The following is a 13,614-nucleotide window of genomic DNA, read 5'->3' as shown; positions in this document are numbered from 1 at the left end:
TCGATGAGCCGGGTTGAGGTTGACGGTATGAAGATTATTGATGTTCCCCAGCCCGGCGGTCCGGATGCATTGGTTGTCGCGCAACGCCCCACGCCGACGCCACAAGCAAGCGAAGTGCTGATCAAGATTGCCGCCGCCGGTATCAATCGCGCGGACGTGCTCCAGCGCAAGGGTGGCTATCCGCCGCCGCCGGGCGCGCCGAGCTATCCGGGTTTGGAATGTTCCGGTGTGGTGGAAGCGATCGGCTCCGCGGTTCGCGATTTCAAAGTCGGCGACAAGGTGTGCGCGCTGCTGCAAGGTGGCGGTTATGCCGAATACTGCGTAGTGGATGAAGCGCAAGTCCTGCCGATCCCGGGCTCGCTCAGCATGGTCGAGGCGGCATCGCTGCCCGAAGCGTATTTCACCGTGTGGAGCAACGTGTTCGAATTCGGGCGGCTGCAGCCCGGTGAGACATTGTTAGTACACGGCGGCTCCAGTGGCATCGGTGTGTCAGCCATTCAGCTTGCAAAGGCGCTGGGTCACACCGTGTTCACCACCGCGGGCAGCGATGACAAATGTCGGTTCTGCGAGCAGCTCGGTGCCAAGCGCGCGATCAATTACAAAACGGAAGATTTCGTCGCTGTGATAGCCGAGGAAACTGCCAAGCGCGGCGTGAATGTGCTGCTCGACATGGTGGGCGGTAGTTATTTGTCAAAGAACATCGCTACGCTGGCCACGGAAGGTCGGCTGGTGATCATCGCCACTCAAGGCGGCCTCAAGGGCGAGGCGGACTTACTGCGAGTCCTTCAACGCAGGTTGGTGATCACTGGGTCAGCATTGCGACCGCGCGATGTCACATTCAAGCGGTTCATCAAGGCCCGCCTGTTGGAAATGGTGTGGCCGTTGCTCGCGCGGGGCGCGATCAAGCCCATCGTCGACAAGGTCGTGCCGCTCGAGCGCGCGAATGAGGCTCATGCGTATATGGAAAGCAGTGCGCATCGGGGGAAGATCGTGCTCGCCGTCGATGCGTCGGTGAATTGATTTCGCCGTTTCTTAGCACATCTCGCAACTCGAAGAAAAAAGTCGCTAAGACCGTCCATCCCTCAGAGTTCATCTCTAGGCATTTTCCGAATTTGCCGCTATTTCGCCGAGGTCTTCGGGCGGGGTCTGGTAGTTTTTGCCAGCCCTGTATCGCTGTGTATTGGTTGGGATGCCAGCCCGCACATTGCATCGCCGGCACCGGCATGCAGGGAATATTGCGGCGTCGAGGACAGATCGTTGTTAACAGCGGCCTGATCTAAAGGGACTTTTCGGCGCTATCAGCGGAGTGGTTGAGGGAATCGGCCATGCATCAGCATTCACATCTCTGTGACTACCGACAGAACCACTCGCCGTGGTGTTGCCCGGCAAGCAATCGCACGTAGCAAATAAATTACAGGCGCATTACCAAAATCGCGCTGGGGGTAGGGGTGACGACAGAACAGGGTGGGACGAGGACGTCTCAGAGGTTTTCATCTTCAGGTTAACTACGGAGGGCGCACCATGCTCTCGACGGATCCAAGCAAGCGAATCTTTGTGTTGAAACGAGAAGAAACCACCAGCCGCAAGGCCAGCAGCGATCACGCCGTGGAGGGAATCTACGATCGGATCAAGTCGCTGTTGCTGGCCCATACGCTCGCGCCTGGTCAGTTGTTGCAGATCGGTACGCTCGCCGAAGAGCTCGGTGTGAGTACCACCCCGGTGCGAGAAGCATTGACGAGGCTGGCGGCGGAGCGACTGATCGTGTTCGCGCCGAAGCGAGGCTTCTTCGCGAAGACGGCATCGGAAGACGAATTGCGCGGCCTGTACACGCTGAATCAAACATTGCTCGATTCGGCCATTCGTGAATGGAATGCCGCCGCGATGACCGACGATGATACAAAAGCGCCTTCGAAGATCTTCGCGTCGCTGCCGCTGTCGGACAAGCCAGAGCAGTTGACGCGCACGATCGACGATCTGTTCGTGCGCATCGCGACGCGCTCGGGCATCGGCGAGCTCGCGGATATCGTTCGCAACTTCAACGATCGTCTGCATCACGCGCGCATGATCGAAGGCGAGATCATCGAGGGCGCGGTCGATGAGCTGGCGCGCTTACGTCAACTCTACAGCGAGAACAACAAAGAACAGTTGCAGCTGGCACTGCAGAGTTATCACCAGAAACGTCGTGAACTGGTGTCGGCTATTTGCAAAGAGCTGCTGTTCCGCCCGTTTCTTGCCGAAAATAAATAATGCCCACGCACCCTCCGGAGGCATCCTTCGCCTCCGGGGGCTGGCCTCGCGGGCGCTCCCGGTCAGTACTTAATGACGGATTGCGCCGCGCGCGAGCACACTTGCTCGGCGGGTGAGATAATCGCGGCAGGCAAGTCGCGTTGCTTTGCTTCAGACATAGGGAAATCTAGTGATCGATCGCCACAAGCACCTGGAGCGAGGCGAGCCGGGTCGCGCGTCCGCACGCGCGCCGCAGCCCGATGTCGCCGACCCGGACGTCGCGACCTCGTTGATGGAGACCCGCAACGGGCGCATCACGCTATGGTTCGATCGCTGGCGCAAGCCCATTCGTAGTTGGTTTTCCAGTCGCGCCTCGGTGCCGCGCGCCGAAGTGGACGATCTCGCGCAGGAAGTGTTTCTACGCCTGCTGCGTTATAGCGACGATGTCGCTGTCGAGAATCCTCAGGGTTACTTGTTCAGGATCGCGGCCAACGTCGCCAATGAATGGCGCGATCGCTCGCGAGTGCGCCAGCCGCACGATCGCAGCTGGCTCGATGAGTTGCAGGTCGACCCGGCCGATCAGCCGGACAACGCCGTCTTCCAGAACCGTGTTAGCAAACATCTGCAGAACGCGGTCAACCGATTGCCGAAGCGGCAACGCGAAGTGTTGTTGCTCCATGTTAATGAGGGCCTGACGTACAAAGAAATCGCCGATCGATTAGGTGTGACTTACCGGATCGTTCTAAGGGATCTGACTCGCGCTTACGCCGCGCTGCGCATGCAGCTGAAGGCTGAAGACCTCTAGGAAGCGAAGGCCATTGAGGGCAAGGGGTATGAAACAAAGCAGCGACACCGAAATCGACGGGCTCTTGAGCGAGCAGGCAGCGGGCTGGTTCGTGCGGCTGGTGGCGAACGATCTGTCGGCGCGCGAGCGTCGCGAGTATCTCGCCTGGTTGAAGGCGTCCAGTCGCAACGTCGAGGCTCTGCTCGATATCTATCGCTATCACGGCTACGGGCGCAAAGCGAAGTTGCACATGCGTGCATCGCCGGACAGCGACGACCCTGGCGAGAATGTGATTCCATTCGGTCCGCGCGGTATGACGGTCGTACACCAGCAGACTCGACAGTTGAAGCGCCGGCGTGCGAGGCAGATGAAATTCGCCGCGGCCATTGCGGGCGTGCTGTTTACGTTCGTCGCTGCATGGACAGTGAAGGTCACGTATTTCGATAAACGGATCGCCACCGGACCGGGCCAGTGGGATCGCGCGATGCTCAGCGATGGCAGTGTGTTGCGCATCGGGCCGAACACCAGGTTGCGTTGGGCGCTCGATGACAATCGCCGCACCATCGTGCTCAGCGAAGGTGAGGCGGTGTTCGAAGTCGCGAAAGATCCGAATCGGCCGTTCATCGTCACAACGCATGTCGGCGATGTGCGCGCGGTGGGCACGGAGTTCGGTGTGTCGTTGATGAATGCATCGACCGCCGTCGTGACGGTGGCTCACGGCAAAGTCGCAGTGAGCAGACACGATGACAATCGCGTCACCGAGATTCAGCATGCCGCGGTGGCGGAGTTGATCGAAGATCAACAAATCGTTTTATCTGCCGGCAGCGCGCAGCCGGTGAAACAAGTCGATGCGTCGCGCGAGCTGCAGTGGGCCACGGGATATTACGAATTCCGCGGTGAAACGGTGCGCGAAGCCATCGAGCAATTCAATCGTCGCAATCGCTTGAAGGTCGTGATGTCGGATCCAGCCATCGGTGCGATCGCCATGCCATTTACAACAGTGAAGCTGGACGATCCGGAAACATTCGTGCTGATGCTCGCGGCACGCCCGGACGTGCAGGTTGCCTACGAGAGTGCGAACGTCATTCGACTATTGCCCGAATAACGCGCCCGCCACATCGCTGCTCTGCAGCGTGACTTTCGTACCTTGTCTATCGCTATTCCCAGGGATGGAGTACGGCTTACGCCCGGTCTTCTTCTAGGCACGGGGGACTCCACGGCTTACGGAAACGTAGCCGCAGACGACTGAAGAGTGACGTCGGCGAGCTGCTCAGCGGGGACCGGGAATATGAACCCAACACCAGAACAGCGTGCTGTGATCAGGCAGGCCGTGGAATGGCACCAGCTCATCAATGACGGTGGGCTGGACCAGAACTCGCGGCGTGAGTTTCGCAGCTGGTTGCAAGCCTCTCCCAGCCACGTTCATGAGTTCGCGCGCATCTGTGCGCTCGAAGTGGTGTTGCAAGGCTCGCTGAAGAAAGGCGTGCCGCGCGCACTTCCCGGGAATGTCATCAATTTCGATTCCTATGCCTGCGTGACGCGACGTCCGCCACCGCCACAGATGCCGACGGTGACGCTGCGTTTCAATACAAAGAAGATCGCTGTGGCAGCGAGCGTCGTGCTCGCGGTCATCGTGACGCTGTTCGCCAGCCTGGTGAGCACCGATAAAGTCATCGTCACTCAACTGGGGCACTGGGATAAACAATTGTTGGAAGACGGCACGGTGGTCTACGCCGGGCCGCGCACCAAGTTGCGATTTCATTTCAATGGCGACGTGCGCTCAGTCAGGCTGGTGCGCGGCGAGGCATTGTTTGAAGTTGCGAAAGAGCTGGGCCGGCCGTTCATTGTTTCGACCGATGCAGGCACGGTGCAGGCCGTCGGCACCGAATTCGCCACGGCGGACCGCGGTGACACCGTGGTTGTCACGGTCGCGGAAGGGAAGGTGATCGTGACCGCGACCGCAATTCGCGATGGCATGCAGTCGATGACGCCCGTCGTCGCGGATCAACAAGTGGTGCTGTCGCCGACCGGGGCCAGCGCGCCCGCGGAGGTCAATGCCGAGCGTGAGCTGAAGTGGATTCGCGACTGGTACGAATATGACGGCGAGCGCGTTGGCGACATCGTCGCTCAGATCAACTTGCGTAACGACGTTCAGGTGGTCGTCGACGATCCTCAGGTGGCGCGGCTGCGCCTCAATCAGCCGCTGACGTTCAAGCCCAGCCAGCCCGAAGACTTCGTCCGCAAGGTCAATCGCTGGTACGAGAACTATCCCCAAAAAACCGGCGGTCAGACCGGTGCGAAGGTGCTGCATCTGGAGCGCTCGTAGGCGGTCCGCCTTCAGGCCCGCTCTCGATTCGACTTAATGCGTTGTCGTTTCCGGCCGCTCGCCGGAGGGATGACCCGCGCCCGTGATCCAGTCATCTAGCCGAGGGGGAAAGGTTTCCCCCTCAGACAGTTAGCCGTCAGGCGCCAGAAAGCTCCGCAGTGATCGATCGGCATAAGCAGTCGAACGAGGAAAATCGTTGGAATTCGTCCAAGGAGGATGAACAGCACGAGCCGGAGGGCTGTCGCCCGGAAGAAGCCGCGGGCCAGGAGGCCCGTCCGCGCTACAACCGGGACGGTCGCTTGATCGAGTGGTTCGGCAAGTGGCGCAAGCCGATCCGCAGCTGGCTGCGGAATCGCGCCTCGGTGCCGCCGGGTGACATCGACGATCTGGCCCAGGAAGTGTTCCTGCGGCTACTTCGCTACAGCGACGATGTCGCCGTCGACAACCCGCAGGGCTATCTGTTCAGGATCGCCGCCAACGTCGCCAACGAATGGCGCGAGCGCTCCAGAGTCCGCAAGCCGCACGACGACAGCTGGCTGGACGAGTTGCAGATCGAGGCGCGCGATGAGCCAGAGAACGCCTTCGCCCGAACGCGGGCGGATGAATACGTGCAGCGTGCAGTCGATCGGCTGCCGCCACGGCAGCGCGAGGTTTTGTTGTTACATGTGAACGAGGGGCTGACCTATAAGCAGATCGCTCAGCAGAGGGGGCTGACGTATCGGATCGTATTGCGCGATCTCACACGTGCCTACAGTACGTTGCGCATGCAATTGCGACTGGAGGACCTGTGACCACTCCAATGAACGATGACGAGGATGCCGGAATGAAAGGAAGTCTGAACCAGAGTGCCCATGAACGGGCCACCAGAATGTCGTTGAGCAATGAAGCCGCCGAATGGTTCGTGCGCCTGCGCGACGATCGTCTCGGCACCCGCAATCGCGAGCGCAATGTCCGCTGGCTGAAACAATCGCCGACTCACATCGCCGAATTGCTCCGGATCCAGCAGGTGTATCAGGCGCTGCGCGCCGCCAAGGTCGTCAATCGCTCGCCCCGAGCCTCGGGTCAGGAAGCCTCGAACATCATCGAGTTGGAGGCGCGGCGCGAGGCCGAGCCTCCGCCTTTCGATCTGTTACTCGATGAACCGGCCCGGCCGCGCCGCCCCTTCCAGGCGTGGAAAATCGCAGCCGCGGTGGCCTGCCTGTCGGTGTCCTTTTTCATGGGCTTCATGGCCAAGGTTGCCTGGCTCGATCGCACCATCGAGACCGAGCTGGGCGAATGGCGGACGGTGTCGCTGACCGATGGGACTCGGGTTCGGATCGCGCCGGACTCGAAGCTGAAAGTGGCGTTCGGCGACGATCATCGGACGATTCGCTTGATCCATGGCGAGGCCATGTTCGACGTCGCCAAAGATCGGACGCGGCCGTTTTATGTGGAGTCGGAGATGATCGGCGTGCTCGCGGTCGGCACCGAGTTCCGGGTCTCCCGACTGGGCGGCAAGGATGTCGTGGCGGTTACCGAAGGCAGCGTCGCGCTGTATCGAGACGGTCGCGACGCCATTCGAGGCGCGGTGGCCGTCGCGCCTGCGCAGCTGGCTGAAGCGACCGGAGGCGTGGCCGTGGCCGCGGGCGAGCAGGTGTCCACCACCCGGTCCAGTCGTGCCCGGCCGGTTGCTAAAGAAAAGGTGAACTTCGATTACGAGCAGGCTTGGTCCGAGGGCTGGTTGGTGTATGAAAACAAGACGGTCGCGGAAGTGGCCAGCGACTTCAACCGGCTCAATCGGATGAAGATCGTGATCACCGAGCCGTCCATCGCGGCCCGGCGTCTGGCGTTCTTCCGGGTCAGCGCCACCGATCCTGAATCGTTCGTCGAGGCGCTGGCGACCGTGTCGGACATCACCATCGTCCGGACCGTGCCGAATGTATTACGCATCGAGCCGCGTCGAAGTGTGTTGGCGGCCCCGCTGCCGAATGCCGAAATTCCCGAATCGAATCGCGGCGGCGAAGTGCCGCCGAGCGTGAATCCAAATCCGATCTGAACCGATCCACGCGGGCGGCGCATCCGCGTAAAGATATATTTTCGCTCGGGGCTGTTCCCTAAGTATCAAAGTCACAGCGCATCGCGACGCCATACGGTAGATTCCATTCATCAGCGGCGGGGCACCGGCCCCCGATGTCAAAGGGATCTTGCTGGGGAAGATGGTCGCGAAACAGGTCATCGCCGGACTCGTGGCGGCCGTTGTTGCCGGCGGTTGGTGGCCCGACCGCGCGCTCGCTCAGAACACCCACGAACAGGCGCCCGCCACTCAGGAATACGCGCTCGATATCCCGCGCTTGCCCATCATCGAGGCGTTGAAGGAATTCACGACTCAGACCGGCTTGTTGATCAGCTTCTGGCCGGATGCACAGACCGATCAAACCCGGATGGTGGGTCCGCTGCGGGGCAAGTTCACCGCCGAAATTGCATTGACGCGGCTGCTTGCGGAGAGCGGCTTGGTCTACCGGCGCACCAACGCGCGTTCGCTCGTCGTCATGGCGCCGTCGTTACTCGGCGCTCCTCGTAACGGCGTGTCCGGTTCCGACGAGGACCGGAGTCGTCTGGCGGAAGGGCAGATTTATCTGCAAAAGAAACATCGGCCGCCGGAGCCCAGTCTGGCCGCGGCTGATCAGCCGGGCTCGGCGGCGATCATTGGCGCGCCCGCAGTCGATCATGTCGACGAAGTGATCGTCACCGGTTCGCGCATCGAGCGTGCGGGCGAAGGTCCCGCGCCGGTGCAAGTGTTCACGCGCCGGATGATCGAAGATCTCGGTGCGTCTTCGATTCCGGATGTTTTGCGCTATACGCCGCAACAGCCGTTTACTCGCGCCGGGCATTTCTATCCTGGCGGTGCGCAGTACTCGCAGATGCGTGGCATCGGCGTCGACACCACGCTGATTCTCATCAACGGGCGACGCGTCGTCGCCACTTCGAACAATCTTTCGCTCAACGCTTTTGACTTGAACAGCATTCCGCTGGCGGCGGTGGAGAGCATCGAAGTGCTGTCGGACTCCGCATCCGCCATCTATGGCGCCGATGCCATGGGCGGCGTGATCAATGTGGTGTTGAAAAAAGAAATCCCGCAGCCGTTGCTCGACGTTGAGTATGGGGGCGCCAGCGGCGGCGCCGATCTGCTGCGTGCGTCATTCAGCGCAGGTTTCAACACCGAGCGACTGCGGACCTCGGTGATCTTCGATTACTACCGTCGCGATTTCTTGTTGGGCTCTGAGCGCGATCTGTGGCGCGACCAGGACTACTCGCGCTATGGCGGCACGGATCATCGGAATGTCGCGGGCCTGCCGGGCACAGTGAGCTCGTTGCGCGGCGATAATCTACCCGGGTTGTCGTCATCTTTCGCAATGGTGCCGGAAGGCAGCAGCGGCATCGGCTTGACGCCGCAGGATTTCGCCGGAACCGCCGGCCTTCGTAACAAATCGAGCTCATCGGCCGCGCTCTCCATCGTTCCGGCGGTGGACCAGCGCAGTATCGTTGTGTTCGGTGAGTACGATCTGACGCCGGATTTGACCGCGTTTGCCGAAGTGCTCTACACCGACCGCGAGGTCAATTCGCAGGAAGGCACTTACTTTCTGCAAAGCGCGCCGGTGCCAGCGAACAATCCTTTCAATCCGTTCGGGCAGCCGGTGCTGGTGGATGTTGTGCTGGACGGTCTCGGGCCGCGTCGCTTCCAGCACGAGACGGAGTGGCTTCGTGGCGCGTTCGGGTTGCGGGGACCGTTGAGCTCCACCTGGGAGTGGGAAGTGGCGGGGCTGGTCAGCACGGAAAGCGGCGCTACGCTGAGCACCATGGATCTCAGTACCGAGCGGGTCAACGCGGCGCTTGCGTCAACGGATCCGACTCGCGCGTTGAATCCTTTCGTCGACGGTCCCGCCGGCAGTCCGGCGTTGCTGACTTCGCTCATCGAGCCGGATCGCAATCATCACTTCTCGCGCGGCCGACAGTTTTCGGCGTTCCTGCACGGCGACTGGTTTGAATTGCCGGCGGGCCCGATTCGAGCTGTGGTGGGTGGCGAGTGGCGCGACGAATCGATGATTTATGACGACCGGACACTGCCGGTCGACGACAGTCGCGACATGCGCGCCGCTTTCACGGAACTGCGAGTGCCGCTGCTGGCAAGCGCGGTTTCGAATCACGACGATGTGTTGTCGCTGTCGCTGGCCGCCCGGCTCGACGATTACAGCGACTTCGGCAGCTCGCTGAATCCGCAGCTCGGATTATTGTGGCGGCCCATCGATGACCTGTTGATTCGCGGATCGTATAGCACGAGCTTCCGCCCGCCCTCGCTGTTCGAGCTGCACGCACCTCGCACGACTGTGGCGCAATCCGGCATCTCCGATCCAGCGCGCAACGATGCCTTGAGCACGGTGACGTTCGTAGCCGGCGGCAATCCGAATCTTCGCTCGATCGAAGCGAACTCCATGACCGCGGGCTTCGTGCTGACGCCGAGCGAGGTGCCCGGGCTGCGGCTGCTGGCGAACTACTGGAGTATCAATACCGATCATCGCGTCACATTCGTGCACTTCAGCACCATGCTGGCCAACGAAGCGGCCTTCCAGGATCGCATCGTCCGGGATGTTCCAACCGCAGCGGATATCGCCGCCGGTATTCCGGGAAGGCTGCTGCAAATCGACCTTTCGCGCATGAACTTCGGGCGTCTCACGACCAACGGTATCGACGTGGAGGCGAAGTATCAGCACACCACCCGCTGGGGAGAGTTCACGCCGCGTCTGTCCGCCACCTGGGTCAACGAGTTCACTGTCGTCGATGTGCCGAAGGTCCCGCCGGTCAATCGTGTCGGCGTCGCGAATCCCAACGGCACCATACCGCGTTGGCGTGTGGTCGGCAGCATCGGCTGGAAGCGCAATGGCGTCGGTCTGTCGACCACGCTCGATTGGTTGCCGGGCTACATGGACGCGAATCTGAGCGGACCGACCGGTCGTCGTCTATCGGCGCGCACGTTGGTCGATGTGCAGGCGAGCTTCGCGGTCGATGAGCTGATCGGGCCAAGCCCGCTGTGGGATGACTTGAAGCTGCAGCTGGGCGTCAAGAACGCGTTCAATGAAACGGCGCCGTTCGCCGATATCGGCTATTCATTAGGCTTCGATTCTTCGCAGGGCGATCTGATCGGCCGCTTCAGTTATCTGCGATTGTCCAAGGGCTTCTAGCGTCCTCAAGCAGGCTGCGCTGGCGCGCTGTGCAGCCAGTGACGCGCCCAGAACTCCGAGTCCAGGTGACGGAAGATCTCGCCCGGATACACCGTGTTCTTGGTCGGCCTGGCTGACAACACTTCCTCGAGCAGCGGCCGGTCGAGCAGGCCGTGGCTCGCCAGCACCCCTTCCAGCAATGTTTCTTTCAGGAAGGGACGTTCGCGTTCCAGCAACTGATCGTGAAAGCCCGGCGCGCGGTCTTTCCACAGGCGTCGCAGGATCGGCTCGGGAACGTCCGTGGCGAATGCCATGCGCGCCAGGCCCCGGTCGTGGCCGCGATGGAAATGAGTGTGGATCGGAATGCGCAACAGCAGCTCGATCACCGGCTGGGAATAAAGCGGCGAGACGATTTCCGGAACCGGTGCATCGGCAGTCGCGGTCACCGTGTAGTTCTCGGGCGCCATCATCAGCGTGCCGATCCGTCGGATCTTGTCCCAGGGCACGCGGCGCTGGCCTTGGAACCACGGATGAGACACGCCGTCATGGCCCTGAAAGTTATGTTTGATATCGGGGCTGACCAACTGGCTGGCCTCGAGAATGCGCGCAGTCGGTGTGCCTGTGTTCTGGCCCGTGACAACCCGTCGGATCGCGGTCGTCAGCACGGTCCAGCTGGACTTCTCGGTGAGCAGCGCCACTTGCGATGCGAGCTTGAACAGACGGGGCGCGACGCCGTGTGTGCGCAAGTACTCGGAAACGGCATATCCGATCGAGTCGCTGCAAAAGCCCGAGTCGCCGCCTTCGCCGTTGAATATCGCGGTGGCCTGAGTTCGCTCGAGCAACGCCGGCTCGACCGAGCAGCGCTGAATGAAACCGAGCAGCGGCGAAGGCTCGGGCGATGGCGGCATGCGCAGCCCGAGCGTCAGATCCAGATCCAGCGGATGCATTGGAGATTCGATGTGCTCGCATCCGGCGTGATTGGCGGCAAGCCGCGCCCATGGACGCTCGTCGGAGCGACCGGCCGGGCTGAAGTAGGTGTAGGCGGAGAATCGTGCCGGTGTGCCTTTGAGACAGCCGGCAATGATGGAGGAGTCGAGACCGCCTGACAGTCTCAACAACAAGGAACGATGCAGCCGTGCCAGCCCGGCGGTGGCGGCCTTGATCACACACTGCATGGCGCGAGCGGCGGTCTGTGGATCTTCGATCAGATCGTCAGCGCCGATGTAGTTAAGCGGCGTCCAGTACATCTTGCTGCTGCTGTGCCAGCCCGAGCTGTCTTTCTGGAACTCGATGCATTCGCCTCGGCGCACCGGCGACGCTTCGTTGAGCGATGAGGCGTTCTGCAGGCTGCTGCCAGTCATCATGTGAGCGCGCAGGTAGGCTTCGTTAACGGTGAAGCGCAGCAGTCGCAAATCGAGACAGTCGCCGATGCGTGAAAAGAAAATGCTCACCCCACGGAAGTCGGTGCGCAGGCAAGGCAACGATCCGGTCGGATCTTTCATCACCCATTTGCAGTCATTGGCAGCGTCGCAACCGAACGCGACGTAGTCGCCCCACACATGATCGATCAGCCATTTGCCGCGACTCTTTACGAACGATTCGCTGTGCGTCGCGCCGAAATGAAAGGGCTCATCCGGTGTCGGGGAGAACAGGTCGCGACTGCGAGCCAGCAGCGTGCCGATCACGATCCCGCCATTGTCAGCGACCCGATGAATCTGCACCGCTTCGTCGCGCATGCCGATGCAAAACACCTGCATGCCCGGCGCGGAATAGTGCTCGCGCCATTGCGGCGATCGTTGTCGCAGACGCTCTGCGACCAGGTGCGCGGCTTCTTGTTGAGACGGGCTGGTGCGATCCCACACCATCGCGAGATATCGAAACATCGCCGCGCTCCTTCGAGCTAGATCGCCAGAATCGGTGTGTATTCGCAAACCTGTTCTGGATTGGCGTCGAGGAGCAGTGTCCCTTGCTGTACCCAGCTGTGTGCCGCCCATGGCTTGGTGCGCACGCCGATGACCCAGGTCGGGTACACGTCGTAATAAGCGAGAAAGCGAACCAGCGCCAACGCATGAAACAAACATTGGTCGCGGGCCGCGAAGGTGTGCGGACGCAGGCGGCGGAAGATGCCGACCAGCTCGATCGCATGCTCGTTGTCGAATGGCGCGCCGGCGGCGTTCTTTTGTCGCCCGAGCTCCTCGGCCACCAGAAATAAAGTTCGGGATCGCACCGAGCTGCGGGCCCACGTGCAGGCGCGCAGGAAGCTGATGAGGTGTCGCCAGCGAATCGGCGCTTTGCGATCCAGTTCGTGGCCGACACTGGTGAGCAGGCTGTTGAGATCCACCTGCGTGGGGGTGAAGGCGGCGGCTTCGGGAGCGCTGTTACAGAGCAGCCCGGCTTGGACCAGCTTGTCGGCGATGCTCATGGCATCCGGGACCGGCAAGGGCTCGCTGTCGCCCGCAAAACTGGCGGGCGAAAGGTGTTGCCAGTTGCCGGCCAATGCGCGCAGCGCCGTGGTTTCCTTGCGGCCGACGCCGAAATATCGATTGCGCCGCAGGTCCAGTAACACAGTGCCAGTTGCTGTCGAGCACGCCCGCACGTGCGACGGCAGCCAGTACGCTTTTTCAGTGTGCATGGCTATCGCCCGGTTCTTGTCTCAACAGGGCCCGCGAGACGCGGACCCTGCCCATCGACGCCTGACGCCAATGATTTTCAGGATGTCCCTGAGGGACGCCCCATCAGCCCACTCTTTCCCCCAGCACATAGATCGAGTCGTAAACAAAGGCGTAGATGCCGGATTGTTTGGTCTCGATCGTCGCATCGCCGAGATCGAGCAGCTCGATCTCCATTCCGTCCAGTCCTTCTGCCAGTTCCGTCATGGTCTTTCCCTCGATGAAGCAACAGTCCTCCTGCGTTGCTAACGCTGCAATGTTTGCGAACGGACGTCAATATACCTGGCGTAGAGCTGCGAAATATTTCTGCGTCGCCCGGCCGATTCTGCCGATTCGTATGAATTTCGCGTGAAGCAAAAAGCACAACGCCTGTCACTGACTCGATCGCGCCCATTGTCGGGGGCTTGCGCCGCT

Annotated in this window: 11 protein-coding genes; 8 read left to right on the top strand and 3 right to left on the bottom strand. The window is 61.3% G+C overall.

Going from position 1 to position 13,614, the window contains the following annotated elements; all coding sequences use genetic code 11:
• Positions 1-27: 27 nt before the first annotated feature.
• The 8 genes from ACFPN2_RS38075 (at position 28) to ACFPN2_RS38040 (ending at position 10,552) form a co-directional block, all read left to right on the top strand.
• Positions 28-1,020 (top strand): NAD(P)H-quinone oxidoreductase, encoded by a 993-nt coding sequence (locus ACFPN2_RS38075; RefSeq protein WP_380606519.1) that lies wholly within the window; start codon positions 28-30, stop codon positions 1,018-1,020.
• A gap of 501 nt (positions 1,021-1,521) precedes the next feature.
• The gene (locus tag ACFPN2_RS38070) at positions 1,522-2,247 is read left to right on the top strand and encodes a GntR family transcriptional regulator (RefSeq protein ID WP_380606517.1); all 726 of its coding nucleotides are present in this window, start codon (positions 1,522-1,524) and stop codon (positions 2,245-2,247) included.
• 169 nt (positions 2,248-2,416) lie between these two features.
• Entirely contained in the window at positions 2,417-3,031 is a 615-nt protein-coding gene (locus ACFPN2_RS38065; RefSeq protein ID WP_380606515.1) for an RNA polymerase sigma factor, read from the top strand.
• 28 nt (positions 3,032-3,059) lie between these two features.
• Positions 3,060-4,115 carry a FecR family protein gene (locus ACFPN2_RS38060; RefSeq protein ID WP_380606513.1) on the top strand — a complete coding sequence of 352 codons (1,056 nt, stop codon included), beginning with the start codon at positions 3,060-3,062 and terminating at the stop codon, positions 4,113-4,115.
• 183 nt (positions 4,116-4,298) lie between these two features.
• Positions 4,299-5,336: a FecR family protein gene (locus tag ACFPN2_RS38055; protein WP_380606511.1), complete on the top strand. Its 1,038-nt coding sequence runs from the start codon at positions 4,299-4,301 to the stop codon at positions 5,334-5,336.
• A 158-nt stretch (positions 5,337-5,494) separates the two neighbouring features.
• The gene (locus ACFPN2_RS38050; protein ID WP_380606510.1) at positions 5,495-6,127 is read left to right on the top strand and encodes an RNA polymerase sigma factor; all 633 of its coding nucleotides are present in this window, start codon (positions 5,495-5,497) and stop codon (positions 6,125-6,127) included.
• Positions 6,128-6,159: 32 nt separating this feature from the next.
• Positions 6,160-7,371, top strand: coding sequence for a FecR family protein (locus tag ACFPN2_RS38045; protein WP_380606508.1), 1,212 nt, complete (start codon positions 6,160-6,162; stop codon positions 7,369-7,371).
• Between the two features lie 160 nt (positions 7,372-7,531).
• Positions 7,532-10,552: a TonB-dependent receptor domain-containing protein gene (locus ACFPN2_RS38040; RefSeq protein ID WP_380606506.1), complete on the top strand. Its 3,021-nt coding sequence runs from the start codon at positions 7,532-7,534 to the stop codon at positions 10,550-10,552.
• Positions 10,553-10,557: 5 nt separating this feature from the next.
• On the opposite strand, the gene ACFPN2_RS38035 is transcribed toward ACFPN2_RS38040, so the two are convergent.
• The 3 genes from ACFPN2_RS38035 to ACFPN2_RS38025 all read right to left on the bottom strand — a co-directional run bounded on the left by ACFPN2_RS38035 (position 10,558) and on the right by ACFPN2_RS38025 (position 13,407).
• Positions 10,558-12,414, bottom strand: coding sequence for an asparagine synthase-related protein (locus tag ACFPN2_RS38035; RefSeq protein WP_380606504.1), 1,857 nt, complete (start codon positions 12,412-12,414; stop codon positions 10,558-10,560).
• 17 nt (positions 12,415-12,431) lie between these two features.
• Positions 12,432-13,163, bottom strand: a complete 732-nt coding sequence (locus ACFPN2_RS38030; RefSeq protein ID WP_380606502.1) for a lasso peptide biosynthesis B2 protein — start codon at positions 13,161-13,163, stop codon at positions 12,432-12,434.
• Positions 13,164-13,266: 103 nt separating this feature from the next.
• A complete protein-coding gene (locus ACFPN2_RS38025) occupies positions 13,267-13,407 on the bottom strand; it encodes a hypothetical protein (RefSeq protein ID WP_380606500.1) in 141 nt (46 codons plus the stop codon).
• Positions 13,408-13,614: the final 207 nt, after the last annotated feature.

The sequence above is a fragment of the Steroidobacter flavus genome, assembly GCF_042651805.1.
Lineage (GTDB): Bacteria > Pseudomonadota > Gammaproteobacteria > Steroidobacterales > Steroidobacteraceae > Steroidobacter > Steroidobacter flavus.
This window is presented reverse-complemented; position numbering and strand designations above follow the sequence as displayed.